This is a genomic window from Kocuria sp. CPCC 205231, from assembly GCF_040980965.1.
GTDB classification, from domain to species: domain Bacteria; phylum Actinomycetota; class Actinomycetes; order Actinomycetales; family Micrococcaceae; genus Kocuria; species Kocuria rosea.
The window spans coordinates 1-20,088 of sequence record NZ_JAVKPP010000027.1; the positions used below are offsets into that span (position 1 = coordinate 1).

General features: G+C 67.5%; 23 protein-coding genes and 1 riboswitch. Of the genes, 9 read left to right on the forward strand and 14 right to left on the reverse strand.

What is annotated here, in order from left to right; genetic code table 11:
• Window positions 1-172: 172 nt before the first annotated feature.
• From RF640_RS17850 to RF640_RS17865, 4 genes are all read right to left on the reverse strand, one after another.
• A complete protein-coding gene (locus RF640_RS17850) occupies window positions 173-1,447 on the reverse strand; it encodes an IS110 family transposase (protein ID WP_368828534.1) in 1,275 nt (424 codons plus the stop codon).
• An 87-nt stretch (window positions 1,448-1,534) separates the two neighbouring features.
• On the reverse strand, window positions 1,535-2,401 hold the full coding sequence (locus tag RF640_RS17855; protein WP_368828536.1) for an ABC transporter ATP-binding protein: 867 nt from the start codon (window positions 2,399-2,401) through the stop codon (window positions 1,535-1,537).
• A gap of 1,591 nt (window positions 2,402-3,992) precedes the next feature.
• Window positions 3,993-4,148: a hypothetical protein gene (locus tag RF640_RS17860; RefSeq protein WP_154676747.1), complete on the reverse strand. Its 156-nt coding sequence runs from the start codon at window positions 4,146-4,148 to the stop codon at window positions 3,993-3,995.
• A 296-nt stretch (window positions 4,149-4,444) separates the two neighbouring features.
• Window positions 4,445-4,669 carry a hypothetical protein gene (locus tag RF640_RS17865; protein WP_136341466.1) on the reverse strand — a complete coding sequence of 75 codons (225 nt, stop codon included), beginning with the start codon at window positions 4,667-4,669 and terminating at the stop codon, window positions 4,445-4,447.
• A gap of 831 nt (window positions 4,670-5,500) precedes the next feature.
• On the opposite strand from RF640_RS17865, the gene RF640_RS17870 reads away from it, so the two are divergent.
• The 7 genes from RF640_RS17870 to RF640_RS17900 all read left to right on the forward strand — a co-directional run bounded on the left by RF640_RS17870 (window position 5,501) and on the right by RF640_RS17900 (window position 10,347).
• Entirely contained in the window at window positions 5,501-6,355 is an 855-nt protein-coding gene (locus RF640_RS17870) for a DUF2382 domain-containing protein (protein WP_368828537.1), read from the forward strand.
• A 176-nt stretch (window positions 6,356-6,531) separates the two neighbouring features.
• Entirely contained in the window at window positions 6,532-6,849 is a 318-nt protein-coding gene (locus RF640_RS17875) for a hypothetical protein (RefSeq protein ID WP_368828538.1), read from the forward strand.
• Window positions 6,850-7,436: 587 nt separating this feature from the next.
• A complete protein-coding gene (locus RF640_RS17880; protein WP_154676745.1) occupies window positions 7,437-7,586 on the forward strand; it encodes a hypothetical protein in 150 nt (49 codons plus the stop codon).
• 122 nt (window positions 7,587-7,708) lie between these two features.
• Entirely contained in the window at window positions 7,709-8,503 is a 795-nt protein-coding gene (locus RF640_RS17885) for a GAF and ANTAR domain-containing protein (RefSeq protein ID WP_368828539.1), read from the forward strand.
• A 264-nt stretch (window positions 8,504-8,767) separates the two neighbouring features.
• A complete protein-coding gene (locus RF640_RS17890; protein ID WP_368828540.1) occupies window positions 8,768-9,028 on the forward strand; it encodes a hypothetical protein in 261 nt (86 codons plus the stop codon).
• Between the two features lie 169 nt (window positions 9,029-9,197).
• On the forward strand, window positions 9,198-9,836 hold the full coding sequence (locus RF640_RS17895; RefSeq protein ID WP_368828541.1) for an NAD(P)H-binding protein: 639 nt from the start codon (window positions 9,198-9,200) through the stop codon (window positions 9,834-9,836).
• Window positions 9,837-9,954: 118 nt separating this feature from the next.
• Window positions 9,955-10,022: riboswitch (guanidine-III (ykkC-III) riboswitch) on the forward strand.
• Window positions 10,023-10,032: 10 nt separating this feature from the next.
• A complete protein-coding gene (locus RF640_RS17900; protein ID WP_075873014.1) occupies window positions 10,033-10,347 on the forward strand; it encodes a multidrug efflux SMR transporter in 315 nt (104 codons plus the stop codon).
• A 322-nt stretch (window positions 10,348-10,669) separates the two neighbouring features.
• On the opposite strand, the gene RF640_RS17905 is transcribed toward RF640_RS17900, so the two are convergent.
• From RF640_RS17905 to RF640_RS17925, 5 genes are all read right to left on the reverse strand, one after another.
• On the reverse strand, window positions 10,670-11,284 hold the full coding sequence (locus tag RF640_RS17905; RefSeq protein ID WP_368828542.1) for a hypothetical protein: 615 nt from the start codon (window positions 11,282-11,284) through the stop codon (window positions 10,670-10,672).
• A gap of 500 nt (window positions 11,285-11,784) precedes the next feature.
• Window positions 11,785-11,997 (reverse strand): hypothetical protein, encoded by a 213-nt coding sequence (locus RF640_RS17910; protein WP_075873016.1) that lies wholly within the window; start codon window positions 11,995-11,997, stop codon window positions 11,785-11,787.
• Window positions 11,998-12,034: 37 nt separating this feature from the next.
• Window positions 12,035-12,496 (reverse strand): hypothetical protein, encoded by a 462-nt coding sequence (locus RF640_RS17915; RefSeq protein ID WP_368828543.1) that lies wholly within the window; start codon window positions 12,494-12,496, stop codon window positions 12,035-12,037.
• Between the two features lie 432 nt (window positions 12,497-12,928).
• Window positions 12,929-13,453: a hypothetical protein gene (locus tag RF640_RS17920; RefSeq protein ID WP_368828544.1), complete on the reverse strand. Its 525-nt coding sequence runs from the start codon at window positions 13,451-13,453 to the stop codon at window positions 12,929-12,931.
• Between the two features lie 165 nt (window positions 13,454-13,618).
• Entirely contained in the window at window positions 13,619-14,782 is a 1,164-nt protein-coding gene (locus tag RF640_RS17925; RefSeq protein WP_095649947.1) for a glucose-1-phosphate adenylyltransferase family protein, read from the reverse strand.
• A gap of 358 nt (window positions 14,783-15,140) precedes the next feature.
• On the opposite strand from RF640_RS17925, the gene RF640_RS17930 reads away from it, so the two are divergent.
• The gene (locus tag RF640_RS17930) at window positions 15,141-15,512 is read left to right on the forward strand and encodes a hypothetical protein (RefSeq protein ID WP_368828545.1); all 372 of its coding nucleotides are present in this window, start codon (window positions 15,141-15,143) and stop codon (window positions 15,510-15,512) included.
• The gene (locus RF640_RS17935) at window positions 15,482-16,825 is read left to right on the forward strand and encodes a sensor histidine kinase (protein WP_368828546.1); all 1,344 of its coding nucleotides are present in this window, start codon (window positions 15,482-15,484) and stop codon (window positions 16,823-16,825) included. The genes RF640_RS17930 and RF640_RS17935 overlap by 31 nt, the downstream gene beginning before the upstream one ends.
• A 219-nt stretch (window positions 16,826-17,044) precedes the next feature.
• On the opposite strand, the gene RF640_RS17940 is transcribed toward RF640_RS17935, so the two are convergent.
• The 5 genes from RF640_RS17940 to RF640_RS17960 form a co-directional block, all read right to left on the reverse strand.
• A complete protein-coding gene (locus RF640_RS17940; protein ID WP_368828547.1) occupies window positions 17,045-17,272 on the reverse strand; it encodes a hypothetical protein in 228 nt (75 codons plus the stop codon).
• 37 nt (window positions 17,273-17,309) lie between these two features.
• Window positions 17,310-18,221: a polyphosphate kinase 2 gene (gene ppk2 / locus RF640_RS17945; protein ID WP_368828548.1), complete on the reverse strand. Its 912-nt coding sequence runs from the start codon at window positions 18,219-18,221 to the stop codon at window positions 17,310-17,312.
• Between the two features lie 611 nt (window positions 18,222-18,832).
• Window positions 18,833-19,093 carry a hypothetical protein gene (locus RF640_RS17950; protein WP_368828549.1) on the reverse strand — a complete coding sequence of 87 codons (261 nt, stop codon included), beginning with the start codon at window positions 19,091-19,093 and terminating at the stop codon, window positions 18,833-18,835.
• A 238-nt stretch (window positions 19,094-19,331) separates the two neighbouring features.
• The gene (locus RF640_RS17955) at window positions 19,332-19,835 is read right to left on the reverse strand and encodes a hypothetical protein (protein ID WP_368828550.1); all 504 of its coding nucleotides are present in this window, start codon (window positions 19,833-19,835) and stop codon (window positions 19,332-19,334) included.
• Between the two features lie 55 nt (window positions 19,836-19,890).
• A partial coding sequence (locus RF640_RS17960; RefSeq protein WP_368828551.1) for a hypothetical protein occupies window positions 19,891-20,088 on the reverse strand: 198 nt, incomplete at its 5' end.

A 20,088-nucleotide genomic window follows, 5' to 3' on the forward strand; every position in this document is an offset into this window, starting at 1 on the left:
ACGATCAGATCACTGCGCCCCAGCCGGCGGCGCAGCCCGTATGAAGACGGCAGAGAAGCCGAGACGGTTCACCGTGGCCTCATCGGCGCCCGGTACCGGGGCGAGCTCGGACACCAGTCCCTCCCCCGTCGGCTGGCTGCTCACGACGGTGTAGTGGATGCTCCTATTGGCGTCAAGCGGTTTTGAGGCGTTGGTGGTCGGTCTCCTCGAGCCAGTGCTGGCAGCGGTGGACGAGCTCGGGATCGGTGCGGGTGCCCAGCTCCAGGCGCCGTAGCTGCTGATAGGGCACCTCCAGGGTGCGGGCGGCGTCGGTCAGGCGGATGCCCAGCGCCTGACGTTGCCGGCGCAGCAGCGGCCCTGGGAGGGGATCGGCAGGCGGGTGGGTGAGCAGGGCGAAGACTTCGTTGGCGACGTGGCGTTTAAGGCACCGAATGATGTCGCGGTCGGCCAGTCCCTCGCCTCTGCGGCGGGTGAAGTAGGCCATGGTGCGGGGCTCGCGGAAGCGCATGCGGATCAACACGATCCGGTGCAGGGCATGGTTGGCTTGGCGGTTCCCGCCTCGGGAGAGCCGGTGCCGGTGGGTCCGTCCGGAGGAGGCCGGGATCGGGGCGACCCCGCATAGGGCGGCGAAGGCCGCCCTGGTGGCGATCCGGTCCGGGTTGTCCCCGACGGTGGTCAACAGGCTCGCGGCCACCACGGGCCCGACCCCCAGGGTGGCCAGCAGGGCGGGGTTGAGCCGGGCCGCGATCTGCTCGAGTTGGTCGTCTAGAACGGTGATCTCCTCGGTGAGGACCCGGTGGCGGGCCGCCAGGCGTTTCAGCGACGCACGGGCGACCTGCTCAGGGTCATCGCCGGCTCCAGGGCGGGTGCGAGCGAGCACGTCCATCAGCTTCTGACCGTGATAGCGGCGGAAGTCGGTGCGCACGTCGCCGGGAGCGGTGATCAGCAGGGCGTGGATCTGGTTGAGGACCGCGGTGCGGGCCTTGGTCGCCGAGGTGCGCTCGGCCAGCAGGATCCGCAAGGACTCCACGAGCCCGTCGCGTTGCTTCGGGACCACCGTGGTCCGGCCGGCGGCCACGGTGAGGGCAGCCTGCTCGGCGTCCAGCGGGTCGGACTTGCCCTTGAGGCGCCGGTGCTGGCGGTTGGTGCGCATCACCTCGATCACGGCTATCTCCGCGGCCGCCAGGACGCGGGCCAGTTCGGCCCCGTAGGAGCCGGTGCCCTCCACGCCGACGGCGAGGACGGGCCCGTGGTCGTGCAGGAAGTCCACGATCTGCCGGTACCCGGTGTTGGTGGCCGCGAACTGCCTGTCGGCTACGGTCCGGCCCAACTCGTCGACCACCGCCACGTGGTGGGTGTCGCGGTGTGTGTCGACCCCGGCGTACCGTCCCGGAGCCGCATTCCTTGAAGGGTTGGCCGCCGTCGGTGGCGCTGTCATCATCGTCATGACCGGTGATCCTTTCCATGCTGGAAGAGCAGCTGGTCACCGTCGGTCGGGCGGGGCAGACAGCACAGAGGTGAGGCGACTTCCCGGTCAGGCTCCTATCAAGTCATGCTCCGTCTGGCCGCACGGTTCGCGGCCCCGGTGGGGGCGGACAGATCCACTGGAGGACAACCCCTGCGGGCGTCGGTGTAAGGGCGAGTCACACCACCGTCGGAACCTGCGTCCATCATCTCTGTGTGAAGTTGGTACCACACCGGTGTGGGTGACCCGGTAGGTGGTGCCGCCGAACTGCTCCTGCACCGCCCGGACGGTGCCGTAGGCGTGGGAGGTGCCGTCCTTGAGCAGGATCACCCGGTCGCAGAGCCTCTCGACCTCTTCCATCTGGTGGGTCACCATCACCACCGTGGCCCCGGCGCGTCTCTGGTCTTCGATGATGTTCATCAGCAGCCGGCGGTTGACCGGATCGAACCCTTTGGTCGGCTCGTCCAGGATCAGCAGTTCCGGGGTGTTCATGATCGTCACCCCCAGCTGCACCTTCTGCTGCTGGCCACCGGAGAGCTTGTCCAGGCGGGTGGAGGCTTTCTCGGCCAGCCCGACCCGTTCGAGGTACTCCAGCGACCAGGACCGGGCCTTGGTCTTGTCGAGGCCTTTGAGGCGGCCGAAGTAAGTCATGGTCTCGAGCACCGGTTCCTTCTTGTACAACCCCCGCTCCTCGGGCAGGTACCCGAGCCGGGCGCCGTCGGCGGGTTCGAAGGTCTTGCCGTCGATGTGCAGGGTCCCGGCGGTGGGCTGATAGATCCCCAGCAGCGCCCGCAGGGTCGTGGTCTTCCCCGACCCGTTGGAGCCTAGGAACCCGAAGGTCTCCCCCGCGTGCACGTCGAAGGACAGGTCCTCGATCACGGTCGTGGCCCCGAAGGCCATCCGGAACTCGTCGATGTGGACCAGCGGCTCACTCATCGCACCCCCGCTGTCGTACTTGATGTCACTGCTGCTCCTCCGGTTCTGTCGCCATGGCCAGGCCCGCACCAGTCAGCCGCGCACCCCGGGCCAGCAACGGCAGCGGGTCAGCGTCTCCCCCGCCTGACCGGCTTCCACCCGACGGGGCGGTGGTCACCACTGTCCGCGTCCGTTTCTACTTCTTCGACACGGGCTCAGATGGGTACTTGGCATCTGTGAACTTCCAGCCTAGAAGCCGGTGCGTCCCCCTGGCTTCCCCCACCGGGATGAACATCCAGGCACCGTTGCCCTCCGCCAGCCGCCCATAGGAACCACGCCGGAATCGGCAGCCGAGTCGACCCGGCCACCAGCCCGTAGAGGGTGAGGACCAGGGCGTAGAGGAACCACACCGGGTCGAGGACCACGTTGAGTACCAGAAAGGGCAGCATCAGCGGCGCGCCGGCGACGGCCATCAGGGTGACGCGGACCCTGGCGGTCAGGCCGTAGTCGGCCCCGGCCTCCCAGCAGGGGCCCCACATCAGCGGGGCCACACCAACCCCATCCCCATCAGCACCGCCCAGCACAGTACCCAGCCCAACTAGCCGCCCGGTGACAGGACGGCCGCGTAGCCCAGGGCCAGCGCCGGGGTTGGTGGCTGGAACACTAGATAGGTGCTCAGCCGATGCACGTGCAGGGCTCGTCTCACCAGATCACGTCTCTCCGCTCGACGGTCCCCACCGTATGCCGCGCGCCCGCGCCATGAGACAAGGAGCCCGCTCGGGGCCATCCCCAGGGACACTGACCGCGGCGTCCGCCAGTTCGCGTTCGTAGCCTTCGAACTCGGGTTGGCAGGACCGCTCCGGCGGCACACTTCTTTGTTGCCTGCGTGGCCTCATCTACCGATGAGTCGGATCAGCCACCCCAGGAGAGGAACGACGCTGACGACATCGAACACCCGATCCAGAAGATGCCCTATCCTCCACCACCAACTCGGATCCTGTGGCGGCTTCTGTTTGGTCTCGATCATGGGGATCAATCCTCCTGCGCTAGGACAGAGGCGACCAACGCCTCCTGTCCTACCCTTCCTGAAGACTCCGCCGGATCCCGGCAGGACAGTCCAGCCATCGAAGACCTTCCGTACATTCCGACGAACGGGCCACGGCCCCCCACCTTCGGTCGTAGCGCGTAGCCGATCCACGGCTGCCAGGACCGCCCCTCCGGCCCGGGCTGGACACGCAGCGTCGCATCCCCGATAAGCCGGTCATCGACAAAGATCGCCACCCCACGCATGAACCACCCCGGCACCGGGGCCTGCCCGGACAAGCGGGCCTCGACGCGGTCCTGGACCTCATCGCGCGACAACGGGGCATGGTCCAGATGCTCGGTCACCCCGAACCGTCCCCGGTGTGAACCGACAGATCGCAGTGTTGTGGGAGCTCTCGTTCACAGATCGTCGTCACTTTTGCGAACGGACTGGCGGGTGGCGGATACTGGAGGTGGGAACTGGCGTGCTCACACCCACCGTTTCCCGGGAGGCCTGGTTGACCAGGCCGCGCCTCCCAGAAGAAAAAGCCGGGCGGCCGCCCGGCTTTTTCTATGCCCCCAGCCCGGGCTAGTCCAGAAACCGCCGCCACCAGATCCCCACCACCACAGCACCCGGAACCAAGGCAACAACAGTGCCCACCACGAAGTCTTCGACCAGGACGCCGATCACCGCAGCCAGCAAACCCACCTGCACCCCGGCCAGCAACACCAGGATCCAGGCCATGTCGCGACGCTGCCGGGTCTTCCACTCCGCGCGCCTTCTGTGCATTCGTAAAACGCTACGGGTTGGGTCCCCGCAACACCTTATCGCCGCGCTTCGTTACTCCACACCCCGATGTAGGGCGGCACACCTCATGCAGCACGTGGTCGCCATGACGGCAGCGCATGGCGACATGGCGGGAAACTCACCATGCCTGTCGAAGTGAAGAGAGTCGGCGCAGCAGAACAAGAGAGGAGGGGCCGGAGCTGACCCGCCCCGGCTCCTCCCGTGACACCTCAGGCAACCCGAAGCGCCTGTAGTCACGGGGTGGTCGTCGCATTCTCGTTCCGCATGCCGTGGCGGGCGATGAGAGCCAGACATACCCCCACGATGGAAAGCGCAAGACCCAACAAGAAAAGCAGGCCGAGACCGATGTCCGGGTCCGCGCTGTAGCGTCCCTGCAGGGACGATGTCACCTTGGTTGCCAAGGCCAGGATTGCCCCAACCGGGATGAGGACAAGCCCAATGCGGTACATGCTTTTCATTGCGCCATTCTAGTTATTCCGTCCGGCGCCCTTGTCGTAGCCATCACCCACAGCTCGCGTCACGAGAGCAGCTGGTGCGCGCGGTAGCCGGGCCCCTCATGTGGCAGTCCAAGCACGGCCACGCCCTACGACACTTCATCTACCCGTATCGCTTAGGCATGCTGGCCATCCTGACCGGGAGACTCCACGTGACAAGCACTCCCCGGGCAGAGATCAACCCCATCTGCAACTCCGTCCCCACGTGTAATGGCCGGCATCCGGTCGCACATAAAGGGCGACAACTCGCCTGCGTCCGCGCCGTCGCCGGTCCGATCAGGAGTTGTCCGGACGCCCCTGAGGCAGTGATCGCATCCCGGATACAGGACGCAGCCCGCCTGAAGGAATCCCGGGCACGGAACCGCCAACATAGTGACAAGCATGCTTTCTATCAGTAAGCTTCATACTTACGCTGGCCGCAGTGGTCGGCGTACGGGGTGATCGCACAGTCGGGTACGACGGTGCCGGCACCCCGGGAGCCTGCCGTTACTCCGCGGTGAGGTTGTCGCCTCCGCGCCGCCAGCCATGACGGCGCGGAGGCGTTCCCCGTGGGTATCGACCTTGTGAGACGACCTCAACGACACCACCCCGTCTCGGCCGCGGCGGCGAGAGACCGCATGGTCATCCCGAGCCACACAGAGCTTCAACTTTTAGTGAGACCATTGATCAGCAGGCTGATTATCAGTAGGGTGAGAGGCAGCAGCCGAATGCATCACCCCGCCCACCGGCGGATACCGTCTGCGCCGGGCTTCCGCCCGTGAGTTCGTGCCACGCGAATTACCCAAAGGAGATTTCATGGCCACCTACGACGTCAATGCCCTTCTCTCCGCCACCGCCTACGGGTCGGACGGCGGCAAGATCGGCAAGGTCGAGCAGGTCTTCCTGGACGACAACACCGAAGAGGTCACCTTCGTGACCGTCAACACCGGTCTGTTCGGGACCAAAGAGAGCTTCGTCCCGGCCGACGGCGCCCGACAGGACGGCGACCGCCTCGTCCTTCCCTACACCAAGGACGTCGTCAAGGACGCCCCGAACGTGGACGCGGACCAGCACCTCTCCCCGGCCGAGGAGGAGGAGATCTACCGCTACTACAAGATGAACTACTCCGGCAACGGTGGCCGCGACGACCGACACGCCACGGAGATTGATCACAACGCCACTCCGGCGGCCGGAACCGCCGGTTACGCCCGCAATGACCAGTACGCCGATGACACCGCGGACCGTCACGACACCGCCGCTCGCGCTGATCTCGACGACAACGAGGTCATCCGTCACGAGGAGCGCCTGCGCGTGGGTAAGGAGCGTCAGGAGACCGGCCGCGCCCGTCTGCGCAAGTACGTCGTGACCGAGCACGAGACCGTCGATGTCCCCGTCCAGCGCGAGGAGGTTCGGGTCGAGCGCATTCCCCTCGACGGCACCGAGGTCACCGGCGGCACCATCGGCGAGGACACCGTGGAGGTCACCCTCCACGAGGAGCGTGCCGTGGTGGCCAAGGAGACCGTGGGCGTCGAGAAGATCGAGCTCGAGAAGGAGACGGTCCGCGACACCGAGCGCGTCGACGCCGAGGTCCGCAAGGAGCAGGTTGAGATCGAAACCGACGCCGAGCGCGGCACCGGCCTTACCGACGACGATCGCCGCGACCGCATCTGATCGCACCCGATCGACTCCGGGGCCCCCGTCACCGTTGTGGTGACGGGGGCCCCGTCGTCGTGCCGGACGCGGTTCACCCCGCTGCCCGCCGGGCCCGCGTACCGGGCACGGCCGCGTAGTAGACCAGGCCCAGCGCGACCACCGCCGGTTGCACCGATGAGACCCGGCTGACCCAGTTGGACCAGTCCGAGGTGCCCGCCGAGGAACTGGTGGGCGAGACCATGACCTTGACCAATGAGGTACAAGAGGTGCTCGTGCCCGGGGTCATCGCCATCGGCGCGGAAGACACCATCGTCATGGCCCAGCAATTCCCCGAAGACCTCACCGTCGGTGACGAGGTCGAAGTCACCGGCACCGTGGAAAGCCGAGACGTTTTCACCATCGACGACCTCGAGGCCCTGCTGGCGGTCACCGACGAGGAGACCGCTACCCCCTACATCGACCGTGAGGAAGAACTCATCCTCACCGAGGCCACCGTCACCAAGACCGGCTGACCACCGCCACCAAACGGACCTGACCCCGACACGTTCCCGGCTGAGCCGGCAGCAGACGAACACTCTTCCGCAGTGAGCCGGTCCTCGATCACGGTGACAAGCATGCTTGCTATTGGTAGAATCGGACGACCGCCCATCCCTGCGATGGGCGTACGGGGTGGGCGGGCTACATGCGGTGGCTGGGTCCCCCTGGGGGGATCATGCCGCCGCTCACCGGTATGACTGCCGCCTCCGTACTGCCTCCCATGACGGTGCGGGGGCGTTCCTCTCCACACCGGCCCGACCACTGCTCGGCGACCAGGACAGGTGGCCGGGGCAACGGCTCCACGGTGTGGTCCCGCCGTTGGGCCGCTGATCATCCCGGTGGGCGATGTTGTCCTGTTCTGTTTGCTCTGGCCAAAGGATCCCGCCGATATGCCCACCCCGGTTCCCCCTGCATCCGCGCCGCTCCCTGATCGTGTTCACCCGGTGGCGCTCAGCCGGCCGGCCGGCGAGCATCAGCACCTCAGTCGGGCGCGAAGGACGATGCTGCGCTTTGGCCGGCCCAGGTCCGGGCAGGGGAAGTGGTCGAGGCGTGGATGGGTGGCATGCTCCGGCACCGTGGGGTGCTCGAGGAGATCGCCCCGCAGATCGGGGTGGTGTGGATCCAGGAGCTGGGGACCGGCATGCGGATCATGCTCGATCTGACCGAGACCGACATCCGGGCCCACCCAGCACCGCCGCCTCACCGGGGCTGACCCCTCCGGAGGCCGCTCCCATTCGCAGTCTTCGGTGGGGCAGGCTCCGCCTGCTCTACTCTGATCTTCCTCCGCCCTGCATTCCCGGCGCCCGCGCCGACCCCTGCCGAAAGGTGTATCCCGTGACCGACTCCTCCTCGGTGGCCCATCGTCCAATCCCGTCGTTCCCGTCGGTCTCCACCCGGTTGCGCCTGCACGAGGTCCTGGCCGAAAGCCAGGATCTGCGGGAGTTCCTGGAGGAGTTCACCCAGGTGATCGCCGCGCACCTGACCGGTGAGCACACCTCGGTGTGGTGCGCGGTGACGCTGTTGCGCGACGGGCGGGTGGGTACGGTCGCCAGCTCCAACGCCCGGGCCTTGGTGCTGGACGAGATCCAGTACGACTACGGGGACGGGCCGTGCCTGACCGCCGCCCGCCAGCAGCTCATCGTCCACGCCCCGGACCTGACCCAGGGGCCGTGGCCGGAGTACGGGCAGGCCGTTGCCGCCCACGGGGTCCACTCTGCAGTGGCGGCCCCGTTCGATCTGCCCGGCCCCGACAAGGCCGCGCTGAACGTCTACGCCGGCACCCGTGACGCCTTCAACGAGGACGCGATCGCGGCGATCACCCAGGAGGTCGTGGCCGCATCCACCGCCCTGCGCCTGGCCCTGCGCCTGGCCAAGCACCAGGACACCGAAACGGACCTGGCCGCGGCGATGTCCTCCCGCACCGCCATCGACGTGGCCGTGGGCATCCTCATCGGCCAGCAGCACTGCACCCAGCAGGAAGCCTTCGATCTGCTGGCCGCCGCTGCGGCCCGGCGTAATCTCAAGGTGCGTGACCTCGCCGTCGAACTCGTCACTTCCACCACCGGACAGGCCCCCACCACCCACTTCAACACCTCCGAAGCGCCCTGGGCGGCCCGCGGCACCGCCTGAGACCCCCCGTCCCACTTGACCCCCGGGGGCGGCTGATGGCCGCGCAGGGCGTTGCGTACCCGGGTCTCTGGTGGATAGGCTCTCCCCTGGTCGAGTAGCTGACCGATCCCTTGATCGTGCCCAGTGAAAGATCGTTTCCATGCCTTCGAGCTTCCCCGCCCCGTCTGCATCGGGTTCCCCTGCGCCTTGCCCCCGACACCCCCTGCACCGTGTCCTGGGACCTGGTTCCCGGGCCGGTTCCGCCCAGCAGTCGGCGGTGATCCGTTGAGCGGCGCGGCGGAGGCCGCCCCCGGCGCCACCGTGACCGCCTCACCGGCCCTGGAGCAGCTGATGCGGTTGGGTCCCGACGACGCCTTCCCGGAGGAGCTGCTGGGGCTGCCCCTGGAGCAGCTGCAGATCCTGCACAGCCGGATCTGCCGGCAACTGGAGCTGGAGTACCTCACCGACCCCGAGGGCGGGCACCCGATCACCTGCGACCGGCTGCACGAGCTGCAGATCGAGTTCACCTCCCGCGTGCTGGGCTGAACCACCACCGGCCCACCGGGGCCGGTGGTGGCGCCCAGGACCCGGCGAAACGGGAGGGGGCGGTGGGCCGGAGAACCCCAGCCCCACGAGGGCCCACCCACCCGCCCCCCGTCCTCACCCATCTCGGCTCCTGCCCCGGGAGTGGTGCCGGAGCTTCTGAAAGGACATTGTGCGCGTCGTTGTGCTCGGTGCTGAAACACCCCTGGGACAAGAGGTCGTCGAAGACCTGGTGTTCCGCGGACACCACCCCACCGCCGTCCTCGACGGTGAGCCGGTCAAGGACGCCCACCAGCCGTACCCGGTGGATCTCGCCTACGGGGACATCACCGACACCACGTGGTTGACCTCCACCGTGGCCACCACAGAGGCCGTCGTGGACGTGCTCAGTGTGTCCCGCAAACAGGTCGCGGCCGCCCGCGCCCGGACCGCTACCAGACACCTGGTGGAAGCCATGACAGCCCACCGGGTGCACCGCTACGTCGGTCTGGCCCCGCACCACCTCTACCCCGTCCCCGGTGACAGCACCAAGACCGCCTACGTCCGCCAGCAGCTGTGCCAGACGCTGCGCCCGGGCGGTATCGCCCATACCCGCGACCGGTTCCAGATGATCACCGGATCCGGGCTGAGCTGGACCATCGTTCGCACCCCGGTCCTGAGTGCTGGGCCCGCCCGCGGTGTGCGCCACGTGCACCTGCGCCCGGGCCCTCACCGGCGGGCCTCTCTCACCCAGCAGGATGCCGCCCGGTTCCTCGCCGCTCAGGTCCTGGAAACCAGCCTGTTGTGGACCAGTCCCCTGATCAGCAACTGAGAGGTGTCCTGCGAAACTCAGGGCGCCATGCTCACCGGCACCCCCGATCATGAACCGATGCTCGGGGGGTGGTGATACGTCTGACATTGCCCCTCACCACCCGGTGTGAGATTTTGGAAATGAGCCCGAAATACCGGGTTCCCGGACGAGGGGTGCTGTACCCGGTGTGCGACAAGACGGCCCGCAGGAGGCTGTCATGTCTTGGTTCGTTCTGGTGCTCTCCGGGATCCTCGAAGCGGTGTGGGCCACCGCGCTGGGCAAGTCCGAAGGCTTCAGCCGGCTCGGACCGTCCTTGGTCTTCGCCTCGGCGCTGGTCGCGAGCATGGCCGGGCTGGCCTACGCCATGCGGGACCTGCCCGTGGGCACCGCCTACGCGGTGTGGGTGGGCATCGGTGCCGTGCTCACCGTCGTCTACGCGATGGCCACCGGTGAGGAACCGGTCGCGATGCTCAAAATCGTGTTCCTGCTGATGATCATCGGCGGGGTCCTCGGACTCAAACTCTCCCACTGAGAACGCAACGAAGCGCTCCACGTCATCACGGGCTGATGACCGCGTCGAGCAGCCCGAGCCGACAGCAGCCCGGCTTCCCGGGCAGCCACACCGCGGGCTTGCGTGAGCCGAGAGAAACACCGCTCGACCCCGCTGCGCAGTGTCACCGGTGTGCCCGCCGATGGGGACCCCGCACATCGGCCTCCCGTTCCCGCCAGCACTTCGAGGACCGGCATGGAACTCCGTGGCTGGGATTTGCCCGCCGGCTTCCTCGCAGGAGCCCTTCTACGACAAGATCCCCGCCCAGCCGAGAGGCTGGGTGGGGGTCTTGTCTTCGTAGTGCTCAGTTGCTGGGCGGAGGACCGACCACCTGAGGGCCTGTACGTTCGTCGGGAACGACGTAGGAATCCTTTTCGGAGAGCGGCACCATCGCAGTACCTGAACCTGAGCCGTTGGCTTCGATGGAGACACCGACGATGTCGTCAGGCAGTTCGCCAGGAGTAGCGATCCAAGACTGAGAACGTTCCAACGGGTCAGCGCCATCATCAAAGTACTTCTCGTAAAGAGCGGCTTCCATCTGTTCGAACTTGTTGGCGGTAGCTTCATCAAGCACGGTTCCATCAGGCATCACGTAGTCATAGTCTTCGGTGAAGGTCGGCCCCCACTCTGAGAAGTGGTACAGCTCAACATCTTGGAACGGGTAAGAGTTCCCTTCTTCGTCGTACAGAGTCACTTGGTAGACGCTCGAATATTCGGTGCCCTGACGGTTGTCGATATCCACCGTTGCGTAGGTGCCAACTCCGGTGCCTGTGGCAATACGGTATTCCTCAATGTCGGCAGGGGGCTCAACCGAGAAGTCAACGACAATCTCCGAACCCTCGGGAGTCTTCACGTAGAACGGTTCGTCCAAGTTGACCCGCTCAGGTGAAGGGGACTCAGAAGGGATCTGGGAAGTCATAGCGGTTTCACTGGGTGCTTCGGGGGTGGCCGTCGGATTACTGGAGCACCCCGCGAGAGCGAGGCCTGCAGCGAGGACTAGGGAAGTCAAGGTGGTCCCTTTGTGCATGGTTCATCCTTCGGGGTAGTCGTTTTGGGTTGATACACATTCTGCCGAGAAGGGGCCAGCCGCCCTCAGCGGCATCCTTCTGGTCCTTACTGATCATGCGCGTATTTCAATATCTTTGGTCAGGGCATGTTCATCCCGCTGACATTCGACTGCGGTCATCCCCACCAGGACAGCATGGAATATTGGGCCATCATCGTCATGTACCCAGTGGGACCGCGGAAATTTTCCTGCGCCGTGCTCACCCTGACTGCGGCCCTCGGCTTTGCCCCTCAGGTGCCCGGCACCCTCGTGAGTATCCCCCTGAGGTGAAAGCGATGACCTGTGCAGGACGTTAGCGGTCCTCACGCCACCGGTGACAACCTGGAGAGGGCCGCTGTTTCACGGGACCAATTCTAGGAATCTGCCGCCACGGACAGCAGTCCGGTGATCCCCACCAGGGCGATCCCGGTGCTGAACAGCACGATCACCGCCACCGCGGCCACCAGTACCGCCAGTGTGGCTGCCGCCCCGGTCGGGCTGTCCCCGGTACGGGCGTCGTGGCGAACCACCACTGCCAGCAGCACGGCGCCCAGCAGCATCCCGGCCACTCCGAGCAGCATCGTCATGACCACCCCTCCTTGCTGTCCTCCTTGATGCAGCGACTCATCCGACCAAGGCCACGGTCGGGCCCGGCGCCGGGAGCAGCGGAGCGGCCAGCAGGTCCGCCCCGCCCAGATGCACCGGTCGGTGCGTGTTCACCCACTCGCGCAAGTGCTCGGAGTTCTCGCCGATGGCCACGACCACCCTTGCCTGGGCCATGGCCTCAGCCCTCGCCAGGGTGGCCGGATCGGGGCGGTAGGCGATCAGCACCTGGTCGAAGTGGTGGGCGTCCTCGGCCTGGGCGATGGTGCCCATCCGCACCCCACGGCTCTTGAGCCGGCGCAGCTGCTCGAGCTCGGGCACCAGGGAGCGGTCCGGGACCACGATCCCCAGCGATGCCCAGCTCAGGTCCTCGCTGTGGCTGAAGATCCAGGCCGCCGCGTGGAACACCGCGACGCCGGGGGCCATCGGGGCGGCCGTGTAGGCCCGCGGATTGGCAAAAGATTCCCAGGGCCCCACCGACATCGCGCTCCTCCACCCAGTACCGCGCCCGATACACCCGAACACATTAGTAAGCATACTGGCTAACGGCTTGGTGTCAGAATCCGGGGCCGGTCGCGGGGCACTCCGCCCTGATGGGCCCGCTCCTGGGCTGCAATCCGGGAAGGCGCACTGGTATGCCATTGGTAGTTGTCCAGGATTGGGGGGACAAAGACTAGTTCGTGGTGCTGCGGCTTCGTCGTGCCCACGACACCAGGGGTGCATTCGGGTCTGCCGGCTTCGCCCAGGGGTGCTCTCGGTGGACCGGTGCGGCAGCCCAGTGCTCGTCCGTGGCAGGAGACCGGGGTGGTGCCGGCCGGACCCGCAGTGGTCTCAGTTTACCGCCCGCGCCGCACCGCGGAGCCTGCAGCGGCCGGGCCCCGGACGGGGACGGTGGGTCGGGTCGGTGTTCTGAGCTCAGGGCGCGGGGTGGGGCAGGTCGGCCTGGGGCAGGGAATGGGTGGCCCACTCGTGGAGCTCCCAGGCGGTGTCGGGAGACCAGTGCAGCTGCCAGGCCAGGGCGAGCAGGGACTCGGCGGTGAAGTGCTCACCGTGGTGGTAGAGGTGCTCCAGGCGGCGCAGCAGCATGCGCCACACCGGCTCCGGTACGGCCGGCTCCCGCTGGAAGCGGTGGGTGTAGTAGACCATCGCCCGGCGCACCAGCGGCACCGGCAGCACCACCGGAGTGGGGGCCATCGGGGCCCCGGCCAGACACTCAGGGTCGAAGGCATCCACCCAGGGGCGCAAGGTGTCGTTGTTCAACGCCACCACGACGGTGCGGGTCACGGCCATAGTCTCGGCCACGGCCAGGGTGGCCAGGGTGGGCCAGTACACGACCAGCGGCCCCGCCCACTGCGCCAGGTCACCGGGCTCCTGGGCGGATCCGATGATCGCTCCCTTGCTCTGGGCCTGGCGCAGATGACGTGCCCGGTCCAGTGTCACCAAATCCGGCACCAGCAACCCGACCGAGGACCAGCCGACAGGACCACGGGCGACACAGGCCCATTCCAGGGCCCGCTCCGACGCCTCCCTCGGTGATACCGGGGCGGCCACGTAGGCTCGCGGGCGTTGCCGTGAGCAGAGGGAACGGTGGGGCACGGCGGGGTCTCAGACCCCGTCGGGCAGCACGGCGGAGCGGTCGAAGTCCTCGGTGGTGGCCACCGTCCCGTCCTCGCCGATCAGCGTCACCCCCGCCGGTGAGCCGCGGCGGCTGCCGCCGGAGATCTCCGCACCCACATCGGCCACGACGTTGAGCAGACTCACCCCGGGGCCCACCCGCACCCCGTCCAACAGCACGCAGTTACGCACCGTCGCGCCCTCTTCGACGACGACACCGGGGCCGAGCACCGAGTGCTCCACCACCCCGCCCACGACCGCGCCGGCGGCGACCATCGAGGTGTGCAGCTGCGCGCTGCCGGCGATCCGGGCAGGCACCCGCTGCGGCTGGGCCGAGAGGATCGGCCACCCCGGATCATCCAGGATCACCCCGTCACCGTCGAGCAGCTGCATGTGCGCGGTCCAGTAGGACTGCAGAGTGCCAAGGTCCATCCAATACCCGTGTAGGCGGTGTTCGGCCACGGCACGGTGGGCGACGAACCAGGGCACAAGGTCGTGGCCGTAGTCCTCCAGCTGCCCGTGCTGGGCGTGCAGCTCCTCGAGGGCTTCCAGCAGTTTCTGGGCGTCGTAGAGGAACATCTCCCCGGCCACCAGCCGGCCCTGCGGCTCCTCGGGCTTGTAGTCGAAACCGGTCACCCACCCGTCGTCGTCGACCTGCACCACACCGTAGCGGGAGGGGTCCTCGGCGACCTCGGTGGTGACCATGGTCAGGTCCGCGCCCTTCTCCAGGTGAGTGTCCACGACATCGAGGAAATTGATCGTGTAGAGGTGATCAGCACTGAGCACCAGCACCAGATCCGGGGCGAACTCGCGGATCAGCTCCTTCTGCCGATAGATCGAGTCCGCGTTGCCCTCGGCGAAGCCCTCCCCGGCCGCACCCTCGTAGGGGGGCAGCACCTGCAGCCCGCCGTGGGAGCGATCCAGATCCCAGGGCCGCCCATTGGCCAGGTGCACATTGAGACTGTGCGGCAGGTACTGCTGCACCACCCACACATCGGAGATGTGAGAGTGCGCCAGATTCGACAGGGCCAAGTCAATGAGCCGATAGGTGCCCGCCACCGGCAGGGCCGGCTTGACTCTCTTCTCGGTCAGAGCACCCAACCGGGAGCCCTTCCCACCGGCCAGCACCAGGGCCAAAATCCGGGGTATCCGCATCAGAACCTCCTCCATCCACAGGCGGCGGCACCATCATCGGCCGCACTACCCCCGCGCCGACGCCGGGGCAGTGGACCACGCGCACCCCGGGTGACTGACCGGCACCACCACCAATACTAAGCCAGCTTAGCTCTCCGGTGGGAGCAGCGCCTCCTCCGACCTGGGCAATTCGTGGACGGAGGCCGCGCAGCATCCCCATGCGCCCCACCGGATACGGGAATCGGATCGCACCGGCCGCCACACGGATCCGCCACTTCACCGGAGGGTCGTGGACAGGACCACTCGGCGATAATCTTTGCGAATCACCGTTGTTCTCCCCCGGGCAGCGGTGCGATCACCCGTCGAAAGAGCCCCCACCGTGGACCTCGCCCTGCGCTTCCTGTCTCTGCGTGATCCCGACGACACCGCGTTGCCACTGCGCCAACGGGTGGTGTTGAACCAGCTGCCCCTGAGCATCACCGCGGCCCTGCTGCTCTTCGGGGTCGCCGTGGTCCACCCCGAGCAGCTGGCCGATGCCCGGGTGCACTGGGCTGGCGGGCTGCTGCTGGCGCTGCTGGTGCTGTGCGCGGTGGTGCCCTGGGAACGCTTGGACGAGCGCTGGGTGCTGGCCGTGCCGCTGCTGGACTTCTTGCCGGTGGGGCTGCTTCGGGAGGGGTTGTACCCGAGGTCTCCGGAACCGCGATCCTGCCGGTGTTCCCGGTGCTGTGGCTGGTCTCTTCCGGGCTCCTGAGGCACGGGGCCGCGTCCCTGGGGGCGGTGATGACCCTGGGGGTGGTCTGGGTCCCTGTGCTGGTCTCCGCGGCACCGGTCACCCCCACCGCGCTGACGAGTCCGCTGCTGGTGCCGTTCATGATGCTGATCATCGGAGCCACCGTCCAGGAGATCACCCACCGGCTGCGCCAGCAGAGCTCCCAGCTGCGGGCGGCCCTGGCCACCGCCGCCCAGCGTGAACGCCTGCTGCACACCGTGCTCGACGCGGTCAACAGCAAGGTCCTCGCCCTGGACACCGCCGGGCACCCGCTGCTGACCAACCACGGGCCCCTGGCCGACTACGCCTGGCAACGCGCCGTGCACGGCCCCGCGGCCGAGGCGTCGCTGCCGGGGATCTACACCGCCTCCGGCGCCCCCATGGCCTCGGCGGACCGACCCATCGCCAGGGCCGCGGCCGGAGAGTCTTTCACCGACTACCTGGTGCGCTACGGCGATGCCCCCGACCAACGAGTGCTCTCCGTGGCCGCATGCACCATCCACGACGACCGGCGTCAGCCCGAAGGATCCGTGCTGTCCTTTACCGACGTCACCGACCTGGTGAGCGCACTCAACGCCAAAGACGACTTCATCGCCGGGGTCTCCCACGAACTGCGCACCCCGCTGACCTCGATCCGCGGCTACACCGAGCTGCTGGCCATGGACCCCACTGTGCCCGCCCACGTGCAGACCGGCCTGGAGACCATCGAACGCAACACCGGCCAACTGATGCACCTGGTCGAGGGCCTGCTGAACACCCACCGCACCCACACCCTGGTGCGCAAGACACCGGCCGACCTCACCCAGTTGCTGGCCGAGTCCACCGCGGCCGCCCAGCCGCAGGCCGAGCAGACCGGCATCACCGTGAAGACCTGGGCCGCCGACACCCTCCCGGTCCACTGCGACCCACAAAAGATCGGCCAGGTCCTCGACAACCTGATCTCCAACGCGATCAAGTATTCCCCGCCCCACAGCGCCGTGTTCGTCCTCGGCGCCCACTCACCGGACACGGTGCAGGTCCAGGTCATCGACCACGGCACCGGGATGAGCCCGGAAGACACCACCCAGATCTTCCAGCAGTTCTACCGCAGCCCCACCGCCCGGATGAGCACCGTCCCCGGACTGGGCCTGGGCCTAGCCGTGAGCAAAGACATCGTCGACGCCCACGGCGGCACCCTCACCTGCCACAGCGCCCTCGGGGAAGGCACCATCTTCACCCTGACCCTGCCCACCACCGACCGCCCCGCCTCGCAGGCCGCGGCCTCCACCACTGTCCCGGCGGATGTGACCCGCTGACCCGATGCCCTGGTAAGGACAAAACCGGTCCGTCCCATCAGGGGCGGACCGGTTTCGTCGTGGCCCGCCCCCTGGTGAGACATGCCCCGGAACGGGATGAAGAGCGGGACCAGATCACTGAGTCAGTACCCAGCGTGCTGTCATGCTATCTCTGCCCCAACAGACCAGAAATTCGTGCTCGGGCACCGATGCGGCATCCAGTGCCCGGAGTGCGGCCTGCTACCACCGCCGCCGGTGCACTACGACGAACATGCCCAGCACCACCCCGGCCGAGCACGCCACCACGAGCAGTCCTCCGCCCCATCGGTGGAGCATCTCGGCCTCCACGCCATACACCGCCCCCACTACCGCGCCGAGGGCCCACCCCACCGCTACGAGCTGTGCCCCCACCACGAGGCCGACCAGGGTGAGTCCCACCAGCACCAACAACCGCCCGTGAGCATCCACTGCCCCTCCTCAAACCGGTGAGCCCGCCACGGCGGACTCAGTCGCCCACCGCATCACGCCCGCGCCGGATCAGCGACGCATCCGGGGGGTAGACCACCGAGACGTCCTTGTCCTCGTAATCGAACTGGGTCAAGAACACCCGCATCGCGTTGAGCCTCGCCCGCTTCTTGTCGTTGGACTTCACCGTGATCCACGGGGCGTGATCGGTGTCGGTGCGCAGGAACATCTCCTCCTTGGCCTGCGTGTAGTCCTCCCACCGGTCCAGGGACGCCAGGTCCATCGGCGAGAGCTTCCACCGGCGCACCGGATCCAGCTGCCGGATCGCGAACCGGGTGCGCTGCTCGTGCTGAGTCACCGAGAACCAGAACTTGGTGAGGTGGATCCCGGAGTCCACCAGCATCTTCTCGAACACCGGGGCCTGGGCCATGAACTGTTCGTACTCCGCCTCGGTACAGAAACCCATCACCCGCTCCACATTGGCGCGGTTGTACCAGGAGCGGTCGAACATCACGATCTCCCCCGCGGTGGGCAGGTGGCCGATGTAGCGCTGGAAGTACCACTGCCCGGCCTCCCGGTCCGAAGGCTTGGTCAGCGCCACGACCCGGGCCGCCCGGGGGTTCAGGTGCTCGGTGAAGCGCTTGATGGTCCCGCCCTTGCCGGCGGCGTCGCGGCCCTCGAACACAATGACGTGCTTCAGATCGTGGTCCTGGGCCCAGTACTGGAACTTCAGTAGCTCGATCTGCAGCTGGTACTTCTCGAGCTCATACTCCTCCCGGCTCATCAGCTCCTCGTGCGGGTAGTCCTCCCGCCAGGTCTCCACTGCCGAGCCCCCCGGGTCGATGAGCTCCGGGTCCTCCTCGTTGCCGTGCGGCACGGTGTAGCCCTGCTTGAGGAGCTTGTCGATGAACTCCCGCAGGTTCTCCCGCCCCGGCTCCGTCGTCTCAGACATAGATCGATCTCCTCCCGGGCCACACGGCCCACTCAACACTGCACAACGACGCCGGGATCAGCACAAGACCACCTCACCTGCCCTCAGGAGAGGGCACAGCACCAGGGGCCCCGCCCGCTTCTCACCCCCGCCCCGGCCAGTGGCAACACCGGCGCGGGCACCCCACGACGATTCCCCTAGGCCATGGCGTCTGCGTGGCCTCACTCACCGGGGCCACCTCACAACAGCCTACTAGTAAGCACCCTGATCAATGTGGCAGCGGGGAACACCCCTGGGGATTGCCATGGTGAGCCAGGACCATGCCGTCCCCCGCCCGGGGGTCTGTCATCGGTCCCCGCCGGTGGACTCTCTGCCCCGCTCATGAGCAGGCACGGGCGGGCCCTGGCTGGAATCCGCCCGGCCGGAGTCACGGACTCCGGGGCCGAGGACTTCGGTGTCGGTGCATCCGCTCAGCAGCGTCAGGACCATCCACAGACCCGCCCGCACCCACAGCAGGACGGGACCGGATGAGGCGCCCATCGACATGGAAGACCCCCCTTATCTGCCGGCCACACACCTCTGGCCGCACCCGGTGACCGCCCCTGACGTGCACCCGGGGCGACTGTCGGCAATCATGGCCCGGAGGTGGGGGTCCGTGCGCTCTCCAACGCCGTCATCACCTCGGCCGGCAGTGGCGAGGAGACCGTGAAGGTCGCAGCACTCAACTGCTCCACGCCGGGGACTGCCACGACCGGGTGCACCACGAGGTCCCGCTGCGCCATCCAGGCGAGCACGACCTGCCCCGCGTCGCGGCCCTCGACGGCGGACTCCATGACGGCCAGGGAGCTGATGGTGGCCTCGCCGCGGTAGGCCTCAGAGATCAGCCGGTCCATCCGGATGTAGGTCCCCGACTGACCAACTTTGACCCATCATCACTCCGTGCAGTAATCCCCCTCGATCCCCGGCGCACAATGCGTGTGGGGACCGAGGGGCATTGCCTGGACCACCTCAATGGCTCCGCCCCGCAGTCAGCCGCCAACCGGGCCATATATAGATTCGGGGCTTGGAGCCATCAGGCAGTTTTGACACCGGGGCCCTCAGTGGATCTGGGGCATCGTGGGCCTTCCTCGGTCAGTCCTGGTCGACCGGTGCCGGGGGTTGGCCGCGGCGGCCGTCCATCACGCGCGCATGCGCCATTTCCATCCGCCCGGCCCACAAGAGCGTCGTCCCAAGGATCGGCCAGAACGTCAGTGCGGCCCCCACCCCGACGAAGATCAGCCACGCCAGCGTGGCGGCCCAGGTGATGATCCCGAACGCCCAGCCTGCGAAGACCCCGCCCTGGGCCTGGGTCTGGTAGTCGTAGGGTGCCGGCAGCGGGTCCGGGTCGCCCTCGGTCTCCAGGCGCCGGTGTTTGACGTGCAGCCGTTGGATGCCGATGAAGCACCCGCCCAGGGTGAGCAGTCCGATGATCGCGTTGGAGAACCCGTACCCGCCGGTGGCCACCAACCAGGCCAGTGCGGCCTCGAACACCTCGTCGGCGACGATGAACCAGAACAGCCACGCGCCCAGCCCCCACAGCCACTTCCGGTCCTTCTTCGGGGCGGGCCCCTCACCCGCGCCCGGTGCCACGAACATCGTCTGTCCTCCCCCGGGGTCGTGGGCGCACCGCAACCATGGTCGGGCCAACGTCCTACCGGTCCGAGGACGCGTCGGGTCCGGGCGCTAGTGGTCGCGACTTCTTGAGCCGGTAGCCCAGTCCGGCGGCAACGACCAGCAGTCCGGCGGCCAGGCGGGGCAGGATCTCCTCGAACCACGGGTGTCCCGTGACGGGTTCAGTGGAGGCTTGATAGTGCCGCTCCGGCGGTCGCCGGGGCGGTGTGGTGACGAT

Coding starts and splice junctions, on each gene's coding strand:
- RF640_RS17880 (WP_154676745.1), top strand. CDS start 7,437: ATGCTCCGGCACCGTGGGGTGCTCGAGGAGATCGCCCCGCAGATCGGG.
- RF640_RS17855 (WP_368828536.1), bottom strand. CDS start 2,401: ATGAGTGAGCCGCTGGTCCACATCGACGAGTTCCGGATGGCCTTCGGG.
- RF640_RS17860 (WP_154676747.1), bottom strand. CDS start 4,148: ATGGCCTGGATCCTGGTGTTGCTGGCCGGGGTGCAGGTGGGTTTGCTG.
- RF640_RS17925 (WP_095649947.1), bottom strand. CDS start 14,782: ATGCGGATACCCCGGATTTTGGCCCTGGTGCTGGCCGGTGGGAAGGGC.
- RF640_RS17910 (WP_075873016.1), bottom strand. CDS start 11,997: ATGACGATGCTGCTCGGAGTGGCCGGGATGCTGCTGGGCGCCGTGCTG.
- RF640_RS17955 (WP_368828550.1), bottom strand. CDS start 19,835: ATGTTCGTGGCACCGGGCGCGGGTGAGGGGCCCGCCCCGAAGAAGGAC.
- RF640_RS17870 (WP_368828537.1), top strand. CDS start 5,501: ATGGCCACCTACGACGTCAATGCCCTTCTCTCCGCCACCGCCTACGGG.
- ppk2 (WP_368828548.1), bottom strand. CDS start 18,221: ATGTCTGAGACGACGGAGCCGGGGCGGGAGAACCTGCGGGAGTTCATC.
- RF640_RS17850 (WP_368828534.1), bottom strand. CDS start 1,447: ATGACGATGATGACAGCGCCACCGACGGCGGCCAACCCTTCAAGGAAT.
- RF640_RS17915 (WP_368828543.1), bottom strand. CDS start 12,496: ATGTCGGTGGGGCCCTGGGAATCTTTTGCCAATCCGCGGGCCTACACG.
- RF640_RS17950 (WP_368828549.1), bottom strand. CDS start 19,093: ATGGACCGGCTGATCTCTGAGGCCTACCGCGGCGAGGCCACCATCAGC.
- RF640_RS17900 (WP_075873014.1), top strand. CDS start 10,033: ATGTCTTGGTTCGTTCTGGTGCTCTCCGGGATCCTCGAAGCGGTGTGG.
- RF640_RS17905 (WP_368828542.1), bottom strand. CDS start 11,284: ATGACTTCCCAGATCCCTTCTGAGTCCCCTTCACCTGAGCGGGTCAAC.
- RF640_RS17865 (WP_136341466.1), bottom strand. CDS start 4,669: ATGAAAAGCATGTACCGCATTGGGCTTGTCCTCATCCCGGTTGGGGCA.